At 69.2% G+C, this 21,953-nt stretch carries 21 protein-coding genes; 8 read left to right on the top strand and 13 right to left on the bottom strand.

Annotation, left to right across the window (positions count from 1 at the left end; translation table 11 throughout):
• Positions 1-129: 129 nt before the first annotated feature.
• Positions 130-1,161 (bottom strand): siderophore-interacting protein, encoded by a 1,032-nt coding sequence (locus tag BLQ75_RS15105; RefSeq protein ID WP_092602806.1) that lies wholly within the window; start codon positions 1,159-1,161, stop codon positions 130-132.
• Between the two features lie 233 nt (positions 1,162-1,394).
• Between BLQ75_RS15105 and BLQ75_RS15110 the strand changes: the two genes are divergently transcribed.
• The 3 genes from BLQ75_RS15110 (at position 1,395) to BLQ75_RS15120 (ending at position 5,025) form a co-directional block, all read left to right on the top strand.
• Positions 1,395-2,090 carry a DUF6802 family protein gene (locus BLQ75_RS15110; RefSeq protein WP_092602808.1) on the top strand — a complete coding sequence of 232 codons (696 nt, stop codon included), beginning with the start codon at positions 1,395-1,397 and terminating at the stop codon, positions 2,088-2,090.
• A 437-nt stretch (positions 2,091-2,527) separates the two neighbouring features.
• A complete protein-coding gene (locus BLQ75_RS15115; protein WP_092602810.1) occupies positions 2,528-4,357 on the top strand; it encodes a phosphoenolpyruvate carboxykinase (GTP) in 1,830 nt (609 codons plus the stop codon).
• Between the two features lie 389 nt (positions 4,358-4,746).
• Positions 4,747-5,025 (top strand): hypothetical protein, encoded by a 279-nt coding sequence (locus BLQ75_RS15120; RefSeq protein WP_092602812.1) that lies wholly within the window; start codon positions 4,747-4,749, stop codon positions 5,023-5,025.
• A 110-nt stretch (positions 5,026-5,135) separates the two neighbouring features.
• Here BLQ75_RS15120 and BLQ75_RS15125 read toward each other — a convergent pair whose 3' ends face one another.
• The 7 genes from BLQ75_RS15125 to BLQ75_RS15155 all read right to left on the bottom strand — a co-directional run bounded on the left by BLQ75_RS15125 (position 5,136) and on the right by BLQ75_RS15155 (position 11,291).
• Positions 5,136-5,909 carry an amino acid ABC transporter ATP-binding protein gene (locus BLQ75_RS15125; protein WP_092602814.1) on the bottom strand — a complete coding sequence of 258 codons (774 nt, stop codon included), beginning with the start codon at positions 5,907-5,909 and terminating at the stop codon, positions 5,136-5,138.
• Between the two features lie 21 nt (positions 5,910-5,930).
• Positions 5,931-6,716 (bottom strand): amino acid ABC transporter permease, encoded by a 786-nt coding sequence (locus tag BLQ75_RS15130; protein WP_092602816.1) that lies wholly within the window; start codon positions 6,714-6,716, stop codon positions 5,931-5,933.
• Positions 6,717-6,863: 147 nt separating this feature from the next.
• Positions 6,864-7,670 (bottom strand): transporter substrate-binding domain-containing protein, encoded by an 807-nt coding sequence (locus BLQ75_RS15135; RefSeq protein WP_092602818.1) that lies wholly within the window; start codon positions 7,668-7,670, stop codon positions 6,864-6,866.
• Between the two features lie 345 nt (positions 7,671-8,015).
• On the bottom strand, positions 8,016-9,440 hold the full coding sequence (locus BLQ75_RS15140; protein ID WP_092602820.1) for a M20/M25/M40 family metallo-hydrolase: 1,425 nt from the start codon (positions 9,438-9,440) through the stop codon (positions 8,016-8,018).
• Positions 9,441-9,512: 72 nt separating this feature from the next.
• Positions 9,513-10,202 (bottom strand): GOLPH3/VPS74 family protein, encoded by a 690-nt coding sequence (locus BLQ75_RS15145; protein ID WP_244515578.1) that lies wholly within the window; start codon positions 10,200-10,202, stop codon positions 9,513-9,515.
• 15 nt (positions 10,203-10,217) lie between these two features.
• On the bottom strand, positions 10,218-10,529 hold the full coding sequence (locus BLQ75_RS23535) for a hypothetical protein (protein ID WP_170837507.1): 312 nt from the start codon (positions 10,527-10,529) through the stop codon (positions 10,218-10,220).
• Between the two features lie 66 nt (positions 10,530-10,595).
• Positions 10,596-11,291 carry a GOLPH3/VPS74 family protein gene (locus BLQ75_RS15155; protein ID WP_170837508.1) on the bottom strand — a complete coding sequence of 232 codons (696 nt, stop codon included), beginning with the start codon at positions 11,289-11,291 and terminating at the stop codon, positions 10,596-10,598.
• 545 nt (positions 11,292-11,836) lie between these two features.
• On the opposite strand from BLQ75_RS15155, the gene pdhA reads away from it, so the two are divergent.
• The 3 genes from pdhA to BLQ75_RS15170 are packed head-to-tail and all read left to right on the top strand — an operon-like array spanning position 11,837 to position 15,625.
• Complete coding sequence (gene pdhA / locus BLQ75_RS15160) at positions 11,837-13,093, top strand: pyruvate dehydrogenase (acetyl-transferring) E1 component subunit alpha (RefSeq protein WP_425286459.1); 1,257 nt, start codon at positions 11,837-11,839, stop codon at positions 13,091-13,093.
• Positions 13,093-14,112 carry an alpha-ketoacid dehydrogenase subunit beta gene (locus BLQ75_RS15165; protein ID WP_092602830.1) on the top strand — a complete coding sequence of 340 codons (1,020 nt, stop codon included), beginning with the start codon at positions 13,093-13,095 and terminating at the stop codon, positions 14,110-14,112. The genes pdhA and BLQ75_RS15165 overlap by 1 nt, the downstream gene beginning before the upstream one ends.
• A gap of 10 nt (positions 14,113-14,122) precedes the next feature.
• Complete coding sequence (locus BLQ75_RS15170; RefSeq protein ID WP_092602832.1) at positions 14,123-15,625, top strand: dihydrolipoamide acetyltransferase family protein; 1,503 nt, start codon at positions 14,123-14,125, stop codon at positions 15,623-15,625.
• Between the two features lie 169 nt (positions 15,626-15,794).
• On the opposite strand, the gene BLQ75_RS15175 is transcribed toward BLQ75_RS15170, so the two are convergent.
• The 4 genes from BLQ75_RS15175 to BLQ75_RS15190 form a co-directional block, all read right to left on the bottom strand.
• Positions 15,795-16,256, bottom strand: a complete 462-nt coding sequence (locus BLQ75_RS15175; RefSeq protein WP_092602834.1) for a pyridoxamine 5'-phosphate oxidase family protein — start codon at positions 16,254-16,256, stop codon at positions 15,795-15,797.
• 144 nt (positions 16,257-16,400) lie between these two features.
• On the bottom strand, positions 16,401-16,919 hold the full coding sequence (locus BLQ75_RS23540) for a hypothetical protein (protein ID WP_170837489.1): 519 nt from the start codon (positions 16,917-16,919) through the stop codon (positions 16,401-16,403).
• A 594-nt stretch (positions 16,920-17,513) separates the two neighbouring features.
• Entirely contained in the window at positions 17,514-18,722 is a 1,209-nt protein-coding gene (locus tag BLQ75_RS15185; RefSeq protein WP_043569834.1) for an acyl-CoA dehydrogenase family protein, read from the bottom strand.
• 148 nt (positions 18,723-18,870) lie between these two features.
• Entirely contained in the window at positions 18,871-19,464 is a 594-nt protein-coding gene (locus tag BLQ75_RS15190; protein WP_092602922.1) for an SCP2 sterol-binding domain-containing protein, read from the bottom strand.
• Between the two features lie 95 nt (positions 19,465-19,559).
• Between BLQ75_RS15190 and BLQ75_RS15195 the strand changes: the two genes are divergently transcribed.
• Both BLQ75_RS15195 and BLQ75_RS15200 read left to right on the top strand, forming a co-directional pair.
• Positions 19,560-20,234, top strand: a complete 675-nt coding sequence (locus tag BLQ75_RS15195) for a TetR/AcrR family transcriptional regulator (protein ID WP_092602836.1) — start codon at positions 19,560-19,562, stop codon at positions 20,232-20,234.
• Positions 20,235-20,300: 66 nt separating this feature from the next.
• Positions 20,301-20,936, top strand: coding sequence for an MBL fold metallo-hydrolase (locus BLQ75_RS15200; protein WP_092602838.1), 636 nt, complete (start codon positions 20,301-20,303; stop codon positions 20,934-20,936).
• A 162-nt stretch (positions 20,937-21,098) separates the two neighbouring features.
• Here BLQ75_RS15200 and BLQ75_RS15205 read toward each other — a convergent pair whose 3' ends face one another.
• Positions 21,099-21,839 (bottom strand): polysaccharide deacetylase family protein, encoded by a 741-nt coding sequence (locus BLQ75_RS15205; RefSeq protein ID WP_170837510.1) that lies wholly within the window; start codon positions 21,837-21,839, stop codon positions 21,099-21,101.
• Positions 21,840-21,953: the final 114 nt, after the last annotated feature.

The raw sequence follows: 21,953 nt of genomic DNA on the forward strand, positions 1-21,953 counted from the left end.
TCGGCTGAGCCTCGACCGGCCCTCGGCTCGCCGACGAAGCCCCGGTTCGCCGGCAGCCCCCGGCTCATTCGACGGGACGAACGGGACAGCGGTGAGGCAACACCGGAAAACCGCGGGCAGAACGACGGGTCAGCAGCGGCCCCGACGCCAGTAGCCCATGAAGGCCACCGAGCCGCGCGGCACCCCGTAGCCCTGCACGGTCATCCGGCGCAGCCGCTTGATGACACCGGCCTCCCCGGCGAGCCAGCCGTAGAGCTCCCCACCCGCGATGTCGAGCTTCGCACCGGCGCTCGACTCCGGCGCCTCGCTCTCGGGGATCTCCCAGAGCAGGTAGTTGTCCACGTCCACGTCCTCCAGCGCGGCGACGGCCTCGCTCGCCGCCGGGCAACCACCGGCCCCGTCGCCGCCGGAGCGGGAGCACAGCTCCCCCAACGCGGTTTCGAGCCCCCGTTCCAGCAGCTCGCCGTGCTCGGCGCCCGCGACGTCGCGCGGCAGCCACCGGACGTCGATGCCCTCGGGAACGTGGTCCCAGACCTGGACGTCCTCCCCGCTCGGCACCTCCAGGCAGGCTATGCCCCGCGAGTCGGCGGGCAGCGATTCGAGGATGGCCGCCACCGCCGGGATCGCGGTCTCGTCCCCCGCCAGCAGCAGCCGCCGCGCCGTGGCGGGCGGGCACCACTCGCAGCCCCACATCCTGCCGGAACCGGGGCGGTCGGGCCCGAGGATGGCCACCTCGTCACCGACGTCGGCGGCGCCCGCCCAGGCCGAAGCCGGTCCGCTGGCCTCCTCGCCGGAGCCGTGCAGCACGAAGTCGATGTCCATCTCCGCCCGCTCGGGCCGGAACGCCCGCACGGTGTAGGTCCGCATGGTGGGGCGAATCTCCTCCGGCATGGCCTGCCAGGCGGTGTACCAGTCCCGCCCCTCCGGCACGTCGGCCACGGTCCGCCCCGGCCGGGGCAGCAGCAGCTTGACGCGCTGGTCGACGCCACCCGCCCCGAAGGAGCGCAGCGCCTCACCGGAGAAGGTCAGTCGCACGAAGTTGGGGCTCAGCTGTCGTCTGCCCGCCACCTCGACGGTGTACACCCGGTACTCGGGCCTGCCGGTCGCCTGGGATCGTGTGCTGGAGGGCGCCGTGCGCACCGTCCGGGCAGCAGGAGCCATGCCGGTCCTCCCAATCACGAGACGCTGTTCGCCAGTAAGGTTAGCCTACACTCAGCCCAACTGGCGACAGGCGATCAAGGGTGTCCCATGCCACATTCCGGCGACGCCGCCACGACGGAGCCGGGACCACCGCGCGGCGGCGACCGGTTCCGCTCCACCCGGAACCGGAGCGGTGCGGACCGCGTCCCAGCCACCGACCCACCGACCAGAACGACAGCACGGGGAGCGCCCTGATGTACGTGGAGGACACCGGTTCCGGGGACGGCGACATCCGCATCGACATCGCCGACTCCGAGTACACCGCCGAGGCCAACTACGACCTGGACGGCGACGGGGTGGACGAAACCGTCGCGGTGATGGCCGACGGGGGCTTCCTCGCCTACACCGACTCGGACGACGACGGCGCGGCCGACGTCATGCGCGCCATCGACGAGGAGGGAGAGGTCGTCGAACAGGCGCGGCTGGACGAGTCCAGCGGCGAATGGATCCGGGAACGGCCGGACGGTTCGACGATCGGCGAACCGGGCGAGGAGTCCGACGGCCGTTCCATGGTGGTGGACACCCCGCAGGGCGACCGCGAGGTCGGGCCGCCGACCGAGGACACCAACAACGACGGCAGGGCCGACACCGCGATCGTCGACACCGAGCACGGCCAGATGATGGTCACCGACGCCGACGGCGACGGGTCGGCGGACCAGATGGTCGAGATCAGCGATTCCGGGGAGGTGACCGTCGCCGAGCACACCGGCGACGGCGAATGGACCGTGGTCGAGCAGGGCCGGGTGGACGGGCGGGGGCAGTACGCCCCGGAGGAGCCCACCTCGCGGATCAGCGGTACCGAGGACTGGCTCTGGAACGGCGAGGAGCGCGAGGGCACCGGCAGCGGCCCGTCCGCCCCTGATCCTGCCGACGACTCGTACTGGGTGTGACGCCGCCCGACACGACGTGAAATGCCTCCGGGTGATTCCGCGCCCGCGTCCCGCCAATAACACGTCCGACCACAGAATCGGATCAGAATGTGTTCCGGAACACATCCGATTTTCGCGGGTTCGCTCGTGAATAATCCTCCGAACGAGCGACCCCGCGAGTCCCGGAGCCGGAAAACGTCGATCCAACCCCCGGAGCGGCTGTCGAATTTCCGTGTCACCCTGTCATCTGAATCGATTCCCTTATCGTTCCTGTGAGGGAAGTGACAGGGCTGATCTCCGCCAACCCCCGCGCATCCGGTTAGCCTCGGTGCATCCCCAAATGCAGCTCCGTCCGGATTTCCGGGCGGAGCGAAGCATTTTTTGAAAGCTCCGCCGACCACGCGTCGGCGGTACGGAGAGAATCCGGGCTGTGGCGCCCAGTCAGGAGACACGACGCGATGACCGCTTTGACCATCCCCGGTCTCGACCAGGCCCCCGTGAATCACGAACGCCTGCTGTCATGGGTACGTGAGGTCGCGGAACTGACCACGCCCGAGCAAGTCGTGTGGTGCGACGGATCGCAGCAGGAGTGGGAACGGCTGACCAACCGACTGGTCGAGGCGGGCACCTTCAAACGCCTGGACGACTCGAAGAAGCCCGAGTCGTTCTGGACGGCCTCCGACCCCACCGACGTCGCCCGGGTCGAGGAGCGCACCTTCATCTGCTCCCGCGACAAGAAGGACGCCGGGGTCACGAACAACTGGATGGACCCCGACCAGATGAAGGCCACCATGACCGAGCTCTACCGGGGCTGCATGCGGGGCCGCACGATGTACGTCGTGCCCTTCTGCATGGGTCCGGTGGAGGCCGAGCCGCCGAGGCTCGGCGTGGAGATCACCGACTCCGAGTACGTCGTGGTCTCGATGCACATCATGACGCGGATGGGCGACCGGGTGCTGGAGCGGTTCGCCGAGGGCGAGGACGTCGAGTTCGTGCCGGCCCTGCACTCGGTCGGCGCACCGCTCGAACCGGGCCAGCAGGACTCCGCCTGGCCGTGCAACGAGATCAAGTACATCACGCACTTCCCCGAGGAGCGGCTGATCTGGAGCTTCGGCTCCGGCTACGGGGGCAACGCGCTGCTGGGCAAGAAGTGCTACTCGCTGCGTATCGCCTCGGCGATGGCCCGGGACGAGGGCTGGCTCGCCGAGCACATGCTGATCCTGAAGCTGATCTCGCCCGAGGACAAGGTCTACTACGTGGCCGCCGCCTTCCCGTCGGCGTGCGGCAAGACCAACCTCGCGATGCTGGAGCCGACCATCCCGGGCTGGCGTGTGGAGACGTTGGGGGACGACATCGCCTGGATGCGCTTCGGCGAGGACGGCAGGCTCTACGCGGTCAACCCGGAGGCCGGCTTCTTCGGCGTCGCGCCGGGCACCAACTGGAAGACCAACCCGAACGCGATGCGCACCATCGAGCGGGGCAACTCCATCTTCACCAACGTCGCGCTGACCGATGACGACGACGTGTGGTGGGAAGAGATGGAGGGTCAGCCGCGGCACCTGACCGACTGGAAGCGGCAGGACTGGACGCCCGACTCGGACGAGAAGGCCGCCCACCCGAACTCCCGGTACTGCACGCCGATGTCGCAGTGCCCGATCCTGGCGCCCGAGTGGGACGACCCGCAGGGCGTCCCGATCTCGGCGATCCTGTTCGGCGGCAGGCGCAAGACCACGATTCCGCTGGTCAACGAGGCTTTCGACTGGCAGCACGGCGTCTTCATGGGGGCCACGCTGTCCTCGGAGAAGACGGCCGCCGCGGCGGGCAAGGTCGGCGAGGTGCGCCGCGACCCGATGGCGATGCTGCCGTTCATCGGCTACAACGTCGGCGACTACTTCCAGCACTGGGTGAACATGGGCAAGGAGGCCGACGCCTCCAAGATGCCCAGCATCTACTACGTCAACTGGTTCCGCAGGGACCCCTCGGGCGAGAAGATCGTCTGGCCCGGTTTCGGGGAGAACTGCCGGGTGCTGAAGTGGATCGTGGATCGGCTGGAGGGCAACGCCGCCGCCGAGGAGACCGCGATCGGCCGGGTGCCCACGGCGGACCAGCTCGACCTCAGCGGGCTCGACGCCACGCGCGAGGAGATCGAGCAGTCCCTCGAGGTGAGCCTGCCGGAGTGGCGCGAGGAGCTGCCGCTGATCGAGGAATGGTTCGACAAGATCGGCGAGGATCTGCCCACCTCGATGCGCGACGAACTGGAGGCCCTCAAGCAGCGCATCGGTGAGTGAGGCCCGGCTATCGTGCCACGTGTCCGAGGGGTGTCGAGATTCCGACTTCCGGAATGTCGACACCCCTCGGGTCACGGTACGTGTCGTTCGGAACGAATTCGCTCGACCCGACCACCCGAAAGCGTGATTCAAGACTTCCCGGAATATCCAGCGGAACCGTCCGATCGTGTGCGATTACGGATATTTTCGCGCGATCCCGGTTACCGATCGACCCTAAATGAGCCGTGAGCGGGGCGAATGCCTCCATCCCGTTTTCCGGTTCGTTCGCACTGCGTAGTAACACTCAGGGTCACCCGAGTAGGAATTGATTGGCCGGAACCGGACAAAACGGTGCACACTCGGACTCGTTCGAGAAAACCGGAAAGCCTGCACACCCCGGGAGGTGTGTCATGGTCGATCTGGCGATGGTCGCACTGGTCCTGGTCGCGCTGTTGGCCGTCTGGCTGTTCCTGCGGGGAGCCGACCGGGCGGGACAACGCCGGGCCGCCGGATTCGCGCGCTACCGCAACCACCTCGGCAACCCCTCACCCGACGAACGACGAACCACCACCGACACCGAGCCCCCGGACACCTCCGGTGCCTCACACGGCCCGGGCGCCTACCGCTCCATGTTGTCGCTGCGCAGAAAGCAGTCCGAGACCGGCGAGGGCGACCAACCACCGCCGTGACCGGCGGAGCAGCGCCGCTCCGGCCCGGATGGACGACCCACCCGGCGATGGCTGGCCCGGAACCGAGGGCCGCCCCAGCGGTCGCCGCTCGGTTCCGAAGGGGTGAGCGGCTAACCTGGCCGCTCGACCTCGGAGGCCGCGTGGGTGGGGTTGAGCACCCGCGCCAGGAAGTTGCGGGTGCGCTCCCGCTGCGGATCGCCGATCACCTCGGCGGGGCTGCCCTGCTCGACGATGTCCCCGCCGTCCATGAACAGCACCCGGTCGGCCACCTCCCGCGCGAACTGCATCTCGTGGGTGACCACCAGCATGGTCATGCCCTCGTCTGCCAGTCCCCGCATCACGTCCAACACGTCGCCGACCAGCTCCGGGTCCAGCGCGGAGGTCGGCTCGTCGAACAGCATCACGTCGGGGTCCATCGACAGCGACCTCGCGATGCCCACGCGCTGCTGCTGCCCACCGGACAGCTGCGCGGGCGTGGCGTTCTCCTTGTCGGCCAATCCGACCCTGCGCAGGTTCTCGCGGGCGGTCTCCTCCGCCCTGCGCTTGTCCCGCCCGAGCACCTTGCGCTGCGCGACGGTGAGGTTGCGCAGCACCGACAGGTGCGAGAACAGGTTGAACTGCTGGAACACCATTCCGATGCGGGTGCGCGCCGCGTCGATGTCGGCGTCCGGGTCGGTGAGCTCGACCCCGTCGACCACGATCCTGCCCGAGGTGGGTTGTTCGAGCAGGTTCACGCAGCGCAGGAAGGTGGACTTGCCGGAGCCGGAGGGCCCGATCACGCAGACGACCTCGCCCGCCTCGACGCGCTGGTCCACCCCGCTGAGGACCTCCAGCTCACCGAAGGACTTGCGCAGCCCCGAGATCTCGATTTTCGCGTCGCTCATGTGAAGCTCCCTCGGCTGCCGTTACCGACCGTCGGGTCCGAACCTGCGTTCCAACCGCTGCTGCAGCACCGACAGCGGAATGGTGATCACCAGGTAGCACAGCCCGACGACCAGGATCGAGGTCATACCCGGGTATCTGATCATCGCGGCCCGGCCGAACTGGGTGAGCTCCTGCTGGGCCAGCGTGGTAGGAAGCACGAACGCCAGCGAGGAGTCCTTGGTCAGCAGGATCAGCTCGTTGGCCAGCGGCGGCAGGATGATGCGGAACGCCTGCGGGATGACGACGGTGATCGTCGCCCTGCCGTGCGACATCCCCAGCGATCGGGCCGCCTCGAGCTGGCCGTTGGGCACCGCCTTGATGCCCGCACGGATGGTCTCGGCCATGTAGGCCGAACCGACGATGCCCAGCGCGAGCATGATCGTGACGTTGCGGTCGAAGCTGACGTTGTTGAAGGCGGTGGGAATGCCGATCCCGACCGCGAGGAACACCAGCAGGGCGGGCAGGCCGCGGAAGAACTCGATGTAGGCGCCGGAGATCCAACGGTAGGGGGCCACCGAGGACAGCCGCATCAGCGCCAGCACCAGGGCCAGGCCGAGGCCGAACGCGAAGCCCAGCGCGGTGTAGACGACCGTGTTCAGCAGCGCGGTGCTCAGCACGGTGGGGAACATCGACAGGGCGACCTCGAGGTTGAGGAACGTGTCCTGGATACGTCCCCAGTCGGCCAGCAGGGCGGCCACGAGCACGACCGCGAGCAGTACCGCGTACTGCACGCCGCGCCCGATCCTGGCGCGCTGGCGCTTACTCATCCCGCCGGTGGCGGGTCGGGATTGCACTGCCATCGAGGCTCCAGGGCAGTCGGAACGGCGGGAGCGCGGTCGGCGCCCCCGCCGAGGCGTGCGAGACCTTCGGTGTGGACCGGTGTGCCCGGCGCGGGGCCGGGTCGCTCACCCGGATCAGTCGTCGGCCGGTGCCGTGCCGAACCACTTCTCGTACAGCCGGTCGTAGGTGCCGTCCTCCTTGGCCTCGGCCAGCACCTCGTTGATCTTGGTCCTCAGCTTGTCGTTGCCGGTCTTGACGCCGAAGCCGTAGTTCTCGTCGGTCCGCAGCTTCTTGGTGACCTCGAACTTCGGGTTCTCGTCCGCGAACTCGACCAGCGCGAAGTCGTCGTTGATCACGGCGTCGATCTTGCCGGTCCGCATGTTCTGCAGCAGCAGCCCGAGGTCGGCGAACTGCTTGAGCGTGACGTCGTGCCGCTCGGCGCGTTCCTTGGCGTACTCGGCGCCGGTGGTGCCCTTCTGGTAGCCCAGCGCCTTGCCCTCGAGCGCGGCGAAGCTGTCGAGGCCGGAGCCCTCGGGGGCGAGCAGCGCCTGGGTGGCGTTGAAGTACGGGTCGGAGAAGTCGAAGTTCTTCTCGCGGACGTCGTTGATCGTGATCGCGGCGGCGGCCACGTCGCAGTTGCCCACGTTGAGGGCCTGACCCGACTGGAGGGTGGTGAACGGGGCGTTGGTGACCCGCTGCTCGACACCGAGGTCCTCGGCGACCAGGTCGATCAGGTCGATGTCGAAGCCGACGACCTCGCCGTCCTCGCGCGACTCGAACGGCTCGTAGGGGACGTTGGTGCAGGTGGTCAGCCGGCCCTCGTTGACCAGCGGGACACCCTTGGCCTCACCGCCACCACCGCTGCCGCAGCCCGCTGCCGCCACGACCAGCGCGAGCGCGGGTAACAGGGTCGCGGCCCGCAACGTTGTCCGACGCGCCACAGTGTCACTCCTCCTCGACGGGAATCCGGATGCCGGAATCCTGCCATCCTCCGGGACCGTTACAAACAGCTTCGCGTGTTTCGATCACGTCAAACCTCACTCGGAAGTGGGACAACTACACAGCGATCGAACACGCGACGCACATAACCGCGGCCCCAATTGATCCGGATGCCCAGACGGGATCGAGGTCAGCGGCCGTAACAGCGAACCATACGATACCGCTACTCCTTCCGCGTGAAGCATCGCGGGTAAGCGGCTGTCACCAAGCGTGATCAGAACGAGCTCGCGGCGGATCGGCCCCGCCCCACCGAGTGGAGCCGACCGCCTGCCACTGGCTCCGGGCGGTCACCGCCGAGCGTGCGCGTCCAGCACGTAGGCGACTGCGGTGGTGACCCTGGCGGCGTAGTCGAGGTCCAGGGACTCGTCCGGCACGTGCGCGTTGCTGCCCGGACCGAGAGCACCGGTAACCACGAACTGCGCGTCGGGGTAGTTGTCGTGCAGCAGCCCCATGAACGGGATCGAACCGCCGACCCCCATGGTGCGCCAGCCGTTGCCGAACACCTCGGTGCTGACCGCGTCCAGCGCGTCGTTCAGCCACTCGGCGGTGTCGGGCGCGTTGAAGCCCTGCCCGGCCTCGGAGTGCCCGAACTCCACGCTCGCGCCGTAGGGAACATCGGCCTCCAGCGCGGCCCGCACCGCGCGCAGCGCCTCGTCGGGATCGGCGGTGGGCGGTATCCGGAAGCTGAGGTCCAGCGTGGTGTAGGGACGCAGCACGTTGCCCGCGTCCGAGGGGTGCGGCAGGCCCTCGGCCCCGATCACCGACAGGGTGGGGCGCCACCAGTTGTTCAGCGCCAGCTCGGCCTCGTCGTCGACAATCGTGCGCATCCCCTCGGGCAACTCGATCGAGTCGCGCACCAGACCGGGCGCTGCCGCCACGCACGAACGGGCCTCGGCCACCCGGTTCTCGGGGATGCGCACGTTCAGCTCGGGGATCAGGACCTCGCCGGTCGCGGAGTCCTCCAGCCGGTCCAGCAGCCGCCGGGCGATCCGGAACGAATCGGGCACCAGCCCACTGGCCGCCCCGGAGTGCTGGCCCGCCTCCAGCACCCGCACCGTGACGTTGAGCTGCACCAGCCCCCGCAGCGAGGTGGTCAGCCAGAGCCGGTCGTAGTCCCCGCCACCGGCGTCCAGGCACACCACCAGCCCGATGCGGCCGAGCCGCTCACCGAGATGCTCCAGGTAGGCGGGCAGGTCCGGGCTCCCGGACTCCTCGCCGGTCTCCAGCAACAGCACGCAGCGCGGGTGCTCACCACCGTGCGCGCGCAGCGCCTCGATCGCGGTGACGGCCGCGTACCCCGAGTAACCGTCGTCCACGGCACCGCGCCCGTACAGCCTGCCGTCACGAACCACCGGTGTCCACGGCCCCAGTCCCTCGGACCAGCCGCCGACCGGGGGCTGCTTGTCCAGGTGTCCGTAGAGCAGCGCGGTCTCGGAGCAGGCGCCCTCGGTCGCGGGCACGTCGACCAGCAGCAGCGGGCTCCGCCCCGGCAACCGGACCACCTCGATCTCGGCACCGGCGATCTCGCGGGCGGCGATCCAGCCGCGCACGTGCTCGATCACCGCGTCCAGGTGCCCGTTGGCCTCCCACTCCGCGTCGAAGGTGGGCGAAACCGCCGGTATGGCGACCAGCCCGGAGAGGCTGGGAAGCACCGAGGAGTCCCATTGCTGGCGTACGAAATCGTTCACTGCTGTGCGGTCCACACCCGCGATCGTATTCCCAGTCCTCGGGAAATCTCACCCGGCCTGATGAAGTCCGCCCTGGGAAACCCGGGGTGGGGAAATTCAACCGCCACCACCGTCGCCTCCGCCGTCGCCTCCACCTCCGCCGACAGCACCAGCGATAGCGGCCCCGGTGGCGGCCACGGCGGCCGAAACCGCCCCTTCGAGAAGGTGCCCCTTGGCGATGTGCTTGAGCCTGCGCGACTGCCCCCGGTCGGACACGAACTGCCGGTACAGCCCGCTGGGGTAGGCGATGGCCACGAGCAGGGCCAACCGGTCGTTCAGCTCCCGTTCCCCTCGTGCGAGCTGGGTGAACTCACCGATGAGCGTCTGCCGCGCCGCGTTGTGGGGCAAGTAGCGGTCGTAGGGGATGAAACCGAGCATCTTGTCGGGCCGGTACTGCAGGTACCCGCGACCGTTGAGGGACCACCGGTGCTCCTCGAACGCCGTGCGGCGCTGCGTCATCCAGCTGTACAGCGAGATCGGCTTGGGGGTGTGCCCGGTACGCCCCACCAGCGTCGACAGCGGCCGGTCCAGCGCCTCCACCCCGATCGGAGTCCGATCGAGCAGGCCGATCTTGACGGTTCCGAAGGCGGTGCGGCTCAGCTGGGCACGCCCGTGCATCACGAGTTCGGCCGCCTCGGCGGCCGGTGTCACCACGTTGCGATTGACGCCGACGAACGGCCTGCCGGTCGGGCCGTGCAGCAACAGCACGATCTGGTCGGGCAACGACAACGACAGGTGTGCTTCCACGACGGCGATGCTAGATCACACGGGGCTCCCCGAGGACCGTTTCGCACGAATCCGGACTCCACCTCCGGCACCGGCCCAGGACCGTGGCCGAATCACCCACCCCGCCGCCGGGTCCCGCGCCGGCGGGCCGGTTCCCACGTTCTCGCTCCCGCCCGAGCAGCCCCGCAGCCGGGCGTGGCCGCGCAGCACGAGTTCGGCCAGCTCGGCGGTGGCCACCACCAGGTCGCGATCGAGCCGTTGGACGGGCCCACTCCGGCTACGGTGCAACAGCGGGGTGATCACACCGGGCAGCGGAGTTTCCGCACCGTATCGCGGGGACGAGCTCACGTCGCGCGATCGTAGCGGCGGGAGGAGAGACGCGAGACCGGTTCACCGAAATCCTCCCCGTTCGGCTCACTCACCACCACCGTCACCCTCACCTCCGGCACCGACCACGCCACCGACCGTGCTGGCGACAGCGACCCCGGTGGCGGCCACGGCGGCCGAAACCGCCCCTTCGAGAAGATGCCCCTTGGCGATGTGCTTGAGCCTGCGCGACTGCCACCGGTCGAGCCTGAGGAGTCGGCGATGCAACCTACTGGAATAGACGATCGCCACCAGCAGCGCCAGCCGGTCGTCCAGTGGCCGCCCGCCGCGAGCGAGCTGTCCCAGCTCGCCGATCAGCTCGTGCAGCAGGGGGCCGTGCGGCCGGTAGAGGTCGCGCGGAATGAAACCGAGCAACTTCTGGGGGATGTATTCCAGGTACCCCTGCCGCCACAGTGACCAGCGCTGTTCCCGGAACGCACCGCGACGTTCGGCCAGCCAGACGTGGAAGGGGATCGGTCCGCCCTTCCTGGCGACCCGGCCCGCCAGCATCGACAGCGGCCGGTCCAGCGCCTCCACCCCGATCGGAGTCCGATCGAGCAGGCCGATCTTGACCCTCCCGAGAGCGGAGCGGGTCAGCACCGCGCGGCCGTGCATCATGAGCTCGGCGACCTCGGCCGCCGAAATGATGGCGTCGTGATTGCCCCCGTGGGATCGCCTGCCGTACGGATCGTGCAGCAACAGCACGATCTGGTCGGGCAACGACAACGACAGGTGTGCTTCCACGACGGCGATGTTAGATCACACGGGGCTCCCCGAGGACCGTTTCGTACGAATCCGGGCTCCACCTCCGGCACCGACCCAGGACCGTGGCCGAATCACCCACCCCGTCGCCGGGGAACCACCACCCACCCCTTCGGGCGACAGCTCCCACGAAACAATTCGAACACTAAGAGTAATTATTCCAACACAAAAAGTGACCATCGCTGACCCGAACCGATCCACCTCGGCGCTGACCAGTACAGGGAGCAGCGGAGAAAAGATCGGTTATACAACTGTCACAAAGCCGTCCGTTGGAGTTCCACTCCTTTGATGACCTGCGAATTCTCCTTCCACCGCTCGGGACTACGGTGCACCGGACAAGGTTTGCAGGCGGCATCGATCTCTGTGGCGGGGCTCACGGAAGTGGCCGTTGTCATGCCAGGATGGCGAGGAGCGATCCAACGACCCCGATCGGATGACCCGAGACCCAACCGGTCGACGGCTCCGCCCGGGGTAACCGGTCCCAACCGTCACAAGCGGTCGGGCCTGGGTGAGACGAGGAGATCCACATGTCCCCCGAACACTGGACGCGACCGAGCCGACCCGACGAACGCGATCGAATCGCGGACACGGCGGTGCCTGCCGCAACCTCAGCAACACCAACGAGGGAGCAGGTGATCGCCGGTTTGCGTGCGACCAGCGAAGGCGGAGCCGATCTGGTTCAGCTCCTGACGCCTGAGGGTCAGCGGGTATCGCACCCGGACTTCGACATCGACATCACCGACGAACAGCTACGCGGCATGTACCGCGACATGGTGCTGGTGCGGCGAGCCGACCGCGAGGGCAACGCGCTGCAGCGCCAGGGCCAACTCGGCATCTGGGTCCCGCTGCTGGGCCAGGAGGCCGCGCAGATCGGCGCCGGACGCGCGCTGCGGCCGCAGGACATGGCCTTCCCCAGCTACCGCGAACACGGCGTCGCCTGGTGCCGGGGTATCGACCCCACCGAACTGCTGGGCATCTTCCGCGGCACGGACCACGGCAGCTGGGACCCGAACGAGACCGGCATGGGCCTGTACACCATCGTCATCGGCAACCAGTGCGTGAACGCCACCGGCTACGCAATGGGGCAGAAGTTCGAGGGCAAGGTCGGCAACTCCGGGGACGACGCGGCCGCCAACGAGGCCACCATGGTCTTCTTCGGCGACGGCGCCACCAGCCAGGGCGACGTGCACGAGGGCATGGTCTGGGCGTCGGTCTACGACGCACCGGTGGTCTTCTTCTGCCAGAACAACCAGTGGGCCATCTCCGAACCGACCGAACGGCAGAGTCGGGTGCCGCTCTACGAGCGCGCCAAGGGCTACGGCTTCCCGGGCATCAGAGTGGACGGCAACGACGTGCTGGCCAGCCTCGCCGTCTCCCGCTGGGCCATGAACGAGGCCAGGCAGGGCAACGGGCCGCTGCTCATCGAGGCGTTCACCTACCGCATGGACGCGCACACGACCTCGGACGACGCCACGCGCTACCGCATGGGTGATGAGCTGGAGGCGTGGAAGCTCAAGGACCCGATCGAGCGCCTGCGGGTGCATCTGCTCCGGGAGGGGATCGCCGACCAGGATTTCCTGGACGGCGTGGAGACCGAGGCCGACGAGCTGGCCGCCAGGTTCCGCCAGTTCTGCGTGGACATGCCGGACCCCCCGCCGGAACGGATCTTCTCGGCCGCCTACGCGGAGGAGAGCCCCGTGGTGGCGGCCCAGCGGGAGGACTACCTGGACTACCTTTCCGGCTTCGCCGACTCCGGCCACGACACCGAGGGGAGTGTTCGCTGATGGCCGCGCCCACGATGGAATCGACCGGTTCGAGCACCACATCGACCCAGACGGTCACGATCGCCAAGGGCCTGAACATGGCCCTGCGCAACGCCATGGAGCGGGACCCGAAAGTCCTCGTCATGGGCGAGGACGTGGGCAAGCTCGGCGGTGTCTTCCGCATCACCGACGGGCTGCAGAAGGACTTCGGTGAGCACCGGGTGCTCGACACCCCGCTGGCCGAGTCGGGAATCATCGGCACCGCCATCGGACTGGCGATGCGCGGGTTCCGCCCGGTCTGCGAGATCCAGTTCGACGGGTTCATCTTCCCCGGTTTCGACCAGATCGTCTCCCAGCTGTCCAAGATGCACTACCGCAGCCAGGGCAAGGTGAAGGTTCCCGTGGTCATCCGGGTCCCCTTCGGCGGCGGCATCGGGGCGGTGGAGCACCACTCCGAGTCCCCGGAGTCGCTGTTCGCCCACGTGGCCGGGCTGAAGGTGGTCTCCTGCTCCAACCCGGTGGACGCCTACTGGATGCTGCAGCAGGCCATCGACTGCGACGACCCGGTGCTGTTCTTCGAGCCGAAGCGCCGGTACTGGGAGAAGGGCCGGCTCGACCCGGAGGCCGAACACCTACCGATGGTCAGCTCGGCCGTGCTGCGCACCGGAACCGATGTCACGGTCGCCACCTACGGTCCGATGGTCAAGACCTGCATGGACGCCGCGACGGCGGCCGAGGAGGACGGCAACGACATCGAGGTGATCGACCTGCGGTCGCTGTCCCCGCTGGACCTGGGACCGGTCGCCGAGTCGGTGCGGCGCACCGGAAGGCTGGTCGTGGTCAGCGAGTCCCCCTCGGAGTCCTCGGTCACCTCGGAGGTGGCGACCCGAGTGCAGCAGGAGTGCTTCTACTCGCTGGAGGCCCCCGTGCTGCGGGTGAACGGATTCGACACGCCGTACCCGCCGAGCAAGCTCGAGGAGGGCTACCTGCCCGACCTCGATCGGGTGCTCGACGCGGTCGACCGTTCACTGGCTTACTGAGGGAGCTGGCATGGCACAACTCAAGAACTTCCCGCTTCCGGACGTGGGTGAGGGCCTCACGGAGGCGGAGATCCTGAACTGGCGGATCCAGCCCGGTGACGCGGTCGAGCTCAACCAGATCATCGTGGAGATCGAGACCGCCAAGGCGTCGGTGGAACTGCCCTGTCCCTACGCGGGGACCATCAACGAACTGCTGGCCGAGCCGGGGCAGACCGTGGAGGTCGGCACCCCGATCCTGACCATCGAGCCCGCCGGGGCCTCCGACGACACGGAAAGCACCGAGCGGGACGGCGCCGAGACGGGCACGGACCCGGACTCCGCCGAGCAGGGCGGCAAGATCGGCGAGGAGAGCGCGGACGGCCGCATCGCCACGCTGGTGGGATACGGCCCGCGTTCGACCAGCGCGAAACGCCGCCCCCGCAAGAGCGGCGCCGCGAGCGGATCCGGCGGCGGAGCGACCGACTCGGGTGGGCGTCGACCGGCCACCAACGGCACCCCGGTCACGGCTCCGGCGAGCACCAACGGCACGGCGGTCAACGGCTCGGCCCCGCGGGCGGCGGAACAGGCACGCCCCGTTCCCGCTGCCGGAGCGGATCGGGTTCCCGGTGACCGGGTACCGCTGGCGAAGCCGCCGGTGCGCAAGCTGGCGAAGGACCTCGGCGTGGACCTGCGTTCGCTGTCGGGCTCCGGAAGCGGCGGCGTGATCACCCGGGAGGACGTGGAACGCGCGGCCTCCGGCGGCGGAACCGCGGCGGCGCCGACGCCGGCCGGGGCGACCGGAACGGCGACGACTGCTCCCCGGGACCGCTCCGAACGGGAGCAGCGGGTCCCGATCAAGGGGGTCCGGAAGGCGACGGCGCAGGCCATGGTGGACAGCGCGTTCACCGCGCCGCACGTCACCGAGTTCCTGACGATCGACGTCACCCCGATGATGGAGTTCCGCGAGCGGCTCAAGAAGCACCCCGAGTTCCGGGACGTCAAGGTCACGCCGCTGGCGATCGCGTCCAAGGCGATGTGCCTGGCCGCGAAGCGGACACCGGACGTCAACGCCTCCTGGGACGGCGAGGCGGGCGAGATCGTCTACAAGGACTACGTGCACCTGGGTGTGGCGGCGGCCACCGAACGCGGGCTGGTCGTGCCCAAGGTGCGCGACGCGGACGCGATGTCGCTGCGGGAGCTGGCCGTGGCGCTGGAGGAGCTGACCAGCACCGCGCGCGAGGGCAGGACCCCGCCGGAGGCGATGACCAACGGCACGATCACGATCACGAACGTGGGTGTGTTCGGGGTGGACACCGGGACGCCGATCCTCAACCCGGGCGAGTCGGCGATCCTGGCCTTCGGCGCGATCCGCGAGATGCCCTGGGTGGTCGACGGCCAGGTGGTGCCGCGCCAGGTCTGCCAGCTGGCGCTGAGCTTCGACCACCGCGTGGTGGACGGCCAGCAGGGCTCGCGGTTCCTCGCCGACGTCGGGTCGATGCTCTCCGATCCGGGGATGGCCCTGACGTTTGGGTAGAACTCGGGCAGCTCGGTTTACGTAACCGGCTCCGTGGCGGAACCTCTCGCACGGCTCTCGCTGTGGGAGGCCCGACATCGGGTAGCGACTACACAACGTCGGGCCTTCCTCGCGAGAGCCGCACGCGAGAACCCGCACCGCCACGAAAAGCGAGTCGAGGACCTTCCTGTCAGCTGCGGTAGAAGTCGGTGATCCCTGCTCCGGGCCGCCAGGTGCGGATCAGCAGCCGATCCTCGACCACGCTGGTGCGGGTGACCTCGTGCGGCTCCCACCGGAACATGTGGAAGGTGCCGGGCTCGTGCTGGATCTCGACGCCGTAGGCACGCAGCTCCTCGTCGTCGAGGACCTCCACGGCACGTCCGGAGACCTTCACGTCCCCCTCGGTCATCTCGCCGGGGTGAGCATGCAGCGCGGCACGCGGATCACGCCGCAGGTCGAGTGCCTTCAGCGCGCGTGGCATCGAGCCCATGACGAGGTCACCGTCGCGGAACTGCACCTCGGTGCCGCTGACCCGGGGTGATCCGTCCCCGCGCAGCGTCGCCAGGACGTGGTGTTGATATGCCTCGAAGCACCGCCTCACGGCCGCCGCGAGCTCGGGAGCTTCGGTTTCGAACTGTCGCCAATCGGTCACGGGGCCAACATCGCACGGACCCCCGACAAGACGGCCCCGTCAGGGAGCGGTCACTGCGGGCGCCCACTCGGTACCACCACCGCGAGCGAACCGGCCGGGAGCCCGTCAGCGGGAAGCACGCCGACGGATTCCGCCCCTGTTGGCTCACTCCTCCTTGCGCCTGCGCCCCCCGCGCTGCGCGGCCGCACCGGCCACGGCCTGTGCGGCGGGGTTGGCGTTCTGCCCCTCGGAGGAGGTGTGCTGGCCGGAACCGCGCGCCCCCGAGTCGGCGTCGTCGGTGGTCTCGGCGGTCCTGGCCGGCTGGCCGGAAGCCCCTTCGGACTGCTGCTCGGAGGTCTTCGATGCCCCGTTCGCCGCGGCCGAGCCGGAGCTCTGCTGGGCGGCCCGCTGCGCATCCGCCCGGCGGGAACCGCCGGAGCCGCTCTCGGGCTGCTCGGACTGCCCGGTCGCGCGCCGCTGCTCGGAACCCTGTTCTCCGCCCGCCGCCGCGGCCTTCGCCTGCTCGGTGGCCGGCTCGGCTTCCGGTGGCTGGGTGGCCGATGGGCCCTCCGGAAAGTCGAACTCGTGCGACTCGAAGTCGTGCACCTCGATCTCCGGTAGTTCGAGCTCGCTGTTGAGCTCGCCGAAGATCGGCGTTCCGGGGTCGGATGTCGCCTTGCTCACCGCTTCGCCCTCCCAATCACTCTCGAAGCGAGCCGGGATACTGCCGGTGCCTCACGTCTGACGGAGATCCCGGCCTGGTGTACCCGAGCGTGGGTACCGCGAGTCCCCGGCGGTGACTCGCGGTCCGCGAACGGCTCGATGACCGCCCGCGTCAACACAACCCGGAGGTACACGATCGCCGTGGGAGAAACCGATCAATCTCACCTGTTCAGGTGAGGTGTGTACCGGCTTCACCCAACCGCAACCCACCAGCATTCCAGAGAAACAAAGCGGAAACAGGCGACAATTCCGAACCGTGGCAAAGGCCACTCGGAGCTTGCGAGCTTGCTCACAGCGTTGCTTCCCCACCCCAAGTCACACTCCGCCCGGCATGGGAGTGACGCAGCATACGTAACGAGAAACCGTCCAGTATCCGGGAGCGGAGCACGCCGCACGGACGGGCGCGTCCCCGTTCGGACGCACCCGTCCGACCGGTCGAGCGGTTCGACCCTCCCGCTGCCTCCGAGACGCGAACGACCCGGCCGCACCACACACCGGAGACCGGCGCGCGACCACGCGCGGGAGAACCTCCACCAACGGAGCCCGAGAGACCGCTCAGGGAATGTGCCGCCCCGAGACCGCCCTGGCCACCACCAACTGCTGGATCTGCTCGGTGCCCTCGAAGATGTCGTAGATCTTGGCGTCCCGGTGCATCCGCTCCACCGGGTACTCCCGGGTGTAGCCGCTGCCGCCCAGGATCTGGATGGCCCGCTCGGTGGCCCAGGTCGCCACTCGGCCCGCCTTGAGCTTGGACATCGACCCCTCGCCCGAGGTGAACGGTATCTCGTTGCGGCCCATCCAGGCGGCCCGCCAGACCAGCATCCTGGCCGCGTCGATCTCGGTGCGCATGTCGGCCAGCGTGAAGGCGATCCCCTGGTTGTCGATGATGGGGCGGCCGAAGGTCTCCCGCTGCCGCGCGTACTCCAACGCGTGCTCGTAGGCCGCGCGGGCGATCCCGATCGCCTGCGAACCGACGGTGGGGCGCGAGAGCTCGAAGGTGCGCATCGCCTGCGAACTGGACTTGCCGCCCTCCCTGGCGCGCGCGAGCCGTTCGTCCAGCTTCTCCTTGCCCCCGAGCAGGCACCTGCCCGGCACCCGCACGTCGTCCAGGAAGACGTCGGCGGTGTGCGAGGCCCGCAGCCCGTGCTTTCGGATCTTGCTGGGCGCGGACAGGCCCGGAGTACCCGGCGGGACCACGAAGGCGGCCTGGCCACGCGGGCCGAGCTCGGGGTCGACCACGGCCTGCACCACGTGCACGTTGGCGATGCCGCCGTTGGTCGCCCAGGCCTTGTGCCCGTTGAGCACCCACTCGTCGGTGGCCTCGTCGTAGACCGCGCGGGTGCGCATCGCGGCCACGTCCGACCCCGCCTCGGGCTCGGAGGAGCAGAACGCGGCCACCTGGGGCTCGTCGACATCGCCGTAGCACTGCGGAACCCACTCGGCGAGCTGGTCCGGGGTGCCGGAGGAGAAGATACCTGCCACCGCGAGGGTGGTGCCGAAGATCGCCATGCCGATGCCGCCGTCGCCCCAGAACAACTCCTCGTTGGCGATGGGCAGCGAGAGACCGGTCTCGTCGGCCCAGAACGTCGCCAGCGTCTCGAAGCTGTAGAGGCCGACCTTGGCCGCCTCGGAGATGATCGGCCAGGGAGTCTCCTCCCGCTCGTCCCACTCCGCCGCGGCGGGGCGAATCTCCTTCTCGGCGAAGCCGTGTAACCAGTCGCGCAGTTCCTGGTGTTCTTCGGTGAGTTCCAGCGAGAAGCTCATTGGTGTCCTCGGGGGTTCGGTGATGACGGTCGTCGTGCGGAACGGGCCACTGTCGGCCCGGGATGTGCGGCGAACCCCGCCGGTGGGAGGCGGTTGGCGCGCCGTACTCGGGTGCCCCGGATTCGCCGTGGGACCGCGTCGCGGGCGGTCAGCCCTTGGGGATCTGGAAGAGCTTGGTCAGCCCGGCCGCGAAGCCCACGTCACCGGCCACCTTGAGCCTGCCCTTCATGAACAGCATGGGGGCCGAGGCGTTGCTCGAAGCGAGCTTGAGCAGGTCCACCGGGCCGAGCATGACGGTGGCCCTGGGTTCACGCTCCGGCGTCTTGCTCACCGTGCAGGTGCCGCCGGAGAGCACGCACTCGTAGCGCAGCACCCCGGACTCGTCGGCCTCGTCCCCTCCGGACGAGCTTTCGGAGGCGGTGCCGTCGAGGTCGATGCGCCAGCGCACCACGGCCTCGGTGCTCTTGGCCTTGTCCGAGCGGTAGTGCTCGCCCATACGGCGGAACAGCTCGTCGAGGATCCGCTCGGCCAGTTCTGGCCGGGCCATGACGTCGCGCAGCTGCTCGTCCGAGGCTCGGGAGATGAGCCTGGCGAACTGCTGCGGTTCCAGCGAGCTGAGATCGACATCGGTGTCAGCGGCGGCCAGTTCGGAGGCCGCTTCCAGCAGCCCGACGAACTCCTCCCTGCTGACCTGTTTCGGATCGGTGGTCGCCAACGCGGCGATGGGGTCGGAATCCGACATGTTGCCCTCCATTACCTACTCGCGAGTAAGACTACTCCCGAGTAGATAGACCGGCAATACAACCCCCTGATCGATACTGTTCTACCGTGCCAAGAGTGCAGGACGCGAGACACGACCGGACCGACCCGTCCGGAAACCCCGCAAAACCACGGTCCAGACGTCTGCCCCGCCAGGTACGCGAGCGCCAGATCCTCGACGCCGCCGTGACCGTGTTCGCCAAGTACGGCTATCACGAGGCGGCGATGGACGAGATCTCCGAAGTCGCGGGGATCTCCAAACCCATGATCTACGCCTACCTCGGTGCCAAGGACGAGCTCTTCGTGGCCTGCATCCGACGGGAGGCGAACCGGCTGATCGACTCGATCACCCAGGCGGTCGACGCGGACCTGAACCCGGACGAACAGCTCTGGCGCGGCTTGCACGCCTTCTTCGAGTACGTCAACGACAACCGAGCCAGCTGGACCGTCCTGCACCGCCAGGCGAGCGTGCAGGGACAGCCCTTCACCGCCGAGCTCTCCGAGTGGCGCGAGCGCGCGCTCAACCTGGTCGCCGGACTGCTGGCACGCGCCGGGGGCAGCAGCGAGCAGCCGGTGCAGCTGGAGCAGATGCAACCGTTCGCGGCCGCCCTCGTGGGGGCGGGCGAGTCCATGCTGGACTGGTGGATAGACCATCCGGAGTACACAGCCGACGCGCTGTCGATGCGCCTGATGAACCTGGTCTGGATGGGGTTCGGCGACATGGTGCAGGGGCGCCGCTGGAAGCCCTCGTGACCGGCCCGCCGGACGGCGGCTCGATTCGCGCGGGATCGACAACGAAACGAACGAACGGAGGAAATCTTGCGTCTGACCCACTACGGGCACGCCTGCGTGCTCGTCGAGACCTCGGCGGCGCGGCTGCTGATCGACCCGGGCGCGTTCTCCCACGACTTCGAGGCGCTGCGTGACCTGGACGCGGTGCTGCTCACCCACCAGCACCACGACCACCTGGACCTGGAACGGCTACCGGACGTGCTGCGCAACAACCCGAACGCGCGGCTGGTCGCCGACACCGAGTCCGCCGCCGTCCTGTCCGAGAAAGGGATCGAGGCCGAGACCGCCCGGCCCGGCGACGCCTTCGAGCTCGCCGGAGTGGCGATCAACGTCGTCGGCGGTCAGCACGCCGTGATCCACCCGGACATCCCGCGCATCGCCAACATCGGCTACCTGGTCGAGCACGGCGCCTTCTACCACCCCGGCGACTCCTTCCACGTTCCCGCGCAGCGGGTGGACGTGCTCGGGCTGCCCACCGGCGCTCCCTGGCTGAAGGCCTCCGAGGCGGTGGACTTCCTGCGAGCGATGCGGCCGCGCGTGGCGGTGCCGATCCACGAGGCCGTGCTGTCCATGCCGCGGATGCACTACGGGCTGTTCGAACGGCTCGGCCCGGAGGGAACCACCGTCACCGTGCTCAACCGGGGCGAACCGACCGGGGTGTGACGGGCACTTCCGGCCCGGCGTTCGGCGCCTCACGGGTGCGGCGGAGCGGCTGGACCGCTCCGCACGCCCGCGAACGCCCGGCCCGCGAACGCCTGACACCCGAGCACCGGGCACGCGGCGCCCGTCCGGGAGCGGCCTCGCGGCGAGCGTCGCCGCAGCCGGTCAGCTGGTCAGCGGGTCCGGATTCGGAACACCGCGCACCGCCAGGGCCGGATGCGGCGGTCCAGGCGGAGGCGCGACCAGTTCCGGGTAGGTCGCGGGCAGGGCACCGTGCGAGAGCGCCAGGTCGATCGCGTCGTGGACCGCCGCGCGGCGGGCCGGACGGTCCAGGTCCCCGGCCGAGACGGCGAGCCTGATCAGCCCCGGACCACCTCGGACCTCCCGCTCCGCCGCCGAGCGCACCTCCCGGCAGCGAGCGGACCCACCCCGACCTCCGGAGAGGGTTCTCACCCGCGTGCGCAGCACCCGACCGGTGCGCAGGTCCCGCAGCAGCTCCGGCTCGACGCAGGCACCGAATCCGGCCGCGCGCAGGGCCGCCAGCGTTCCCGCCGAGGTCCGGCCGCCCAGCGGCGCGAACGCCTCGGAACCGAGACCGGCCGCGTCGAGGACCGCGTTCGCGGCGGTCAACCGCAGCCCGGCCTCGTGGCGGGGACGACGCCGGTCGTCGTGGAACCCGCGGGTGCGAGCCGGACGGGGTGGTTCGAGACCGTGCAGCACCAGGGCGTCGCCCGAGGTGACGCGCTCGCGCAACCAGTCGGTCACGGCGGAGCCGCTCAGCAGTGGGGCGGGAACGAACAGCGACAGCGGCACCCGCGACCGGTCCAGCCGCGCGGCGAAGCGGGCGCAGCGGGCGAGGTCCTCACCGCCGATGTCGTACAACGAGACCACGAGCCGTGTACTCACGGTGCTCATGGCGCCAGACCGCCCTGTCGTGCCGGTGACCGGCGGATGAAACCGACATGACCTCCCGGGAAAACCCGCCCACCGGGACTCGTCGGGCCAACACGCCCCGGACGG

It is taken from the genome of Actinopolyspora xinjiangensis (assembly GCF_900104475.1).
Classification (GTDB): domain Bacteria; phylum Actinomycetota; class Actinomycetes; order Mycobacteriales; family Pseudonocardiaceae; genus Actinopolyspora; species Actinopolyspora xinjiangensis.

Bases quoted from the DNA above. Each gene is read 5' to 3' on its own strand.
- BLQ75_RS15190 (WP_092602922.1), bottom strand. From the start codon at position 19,464: ATGTCGGATTCCGACCCCATCGCCGCGTTGGCGACCACCGATCCGAAA.
- BLQ75_RS15110 (WP_092602808.1), top strand. From the start codon at position 1,395: ATGTACGTGGAGGACACCGGTTCCGGGGACGGCGACATCCGCATCGAC.
- BLQ75_RS15185 (WP_043569834.1), bottom strand. From the start codon at position 18,722: ATGAGCTTCTCGCTGGAACTCACCGAAGAACACCAGGAACTGCGCGAC.
- BLQ75_RS15130 (WP_092602816.1), bottom strand. From the start codon at position 6,716: ATGAGTAAGCGCCAGCGCGCCAGGATCGGGCGCGGCGTGCAGTACGCG.
- BLQ75_RS15125 (WP_092602814.1), bottom strand. From the start codon at position 5,909: ATGAGCGACGCGAAAATCGAGATCTCGGGGCTGCGCAAGTCCTTCGGT.
- BLQ75_RS15120 (WP_092602812.1), top strand. From the start codon at position 4,747: ATGGTCGATCTGGCGATGGTCGCACTGGTCCTGGTCGCGCTGTTGGCC.
- BLQ75_RS15165 (WP_092602830.1), top strand. From the start codon at position 13,093: ATGGCCGCGCCCACGATGGAATCGACCGGTTCGAGCACCACATCGACC.
- BLQ75_RS15115 (WP_092602810.1), top strand. From the start codon at position 2,528: ATGACCGCTTTGACCATCCCCGGTCTCGACCAGGCCCCCGTGAATCAC.
- BLQ75_RS15105 (WP_092602806.1), bottom strand. From the start codon at position 1,161: ATGGCTCCTGCTGCCCGGACGGTGCGCACGGCGCCCTCCAGCACACGA.
- pdhA (WP_425286459.1), top strand. From the start codon at position 11,837: ATGTCCCCCGAACACTGGACGCGACCGAGCCGACCCGACGAACGCGAT.
- BLQ75_RS15170 (WP_092602832.1), top strand. From the start codon at position 14,123: ATGGCACAACTCAAGAACTTCCCGCTTCCGGACGTGGGTGAGGGCCTC.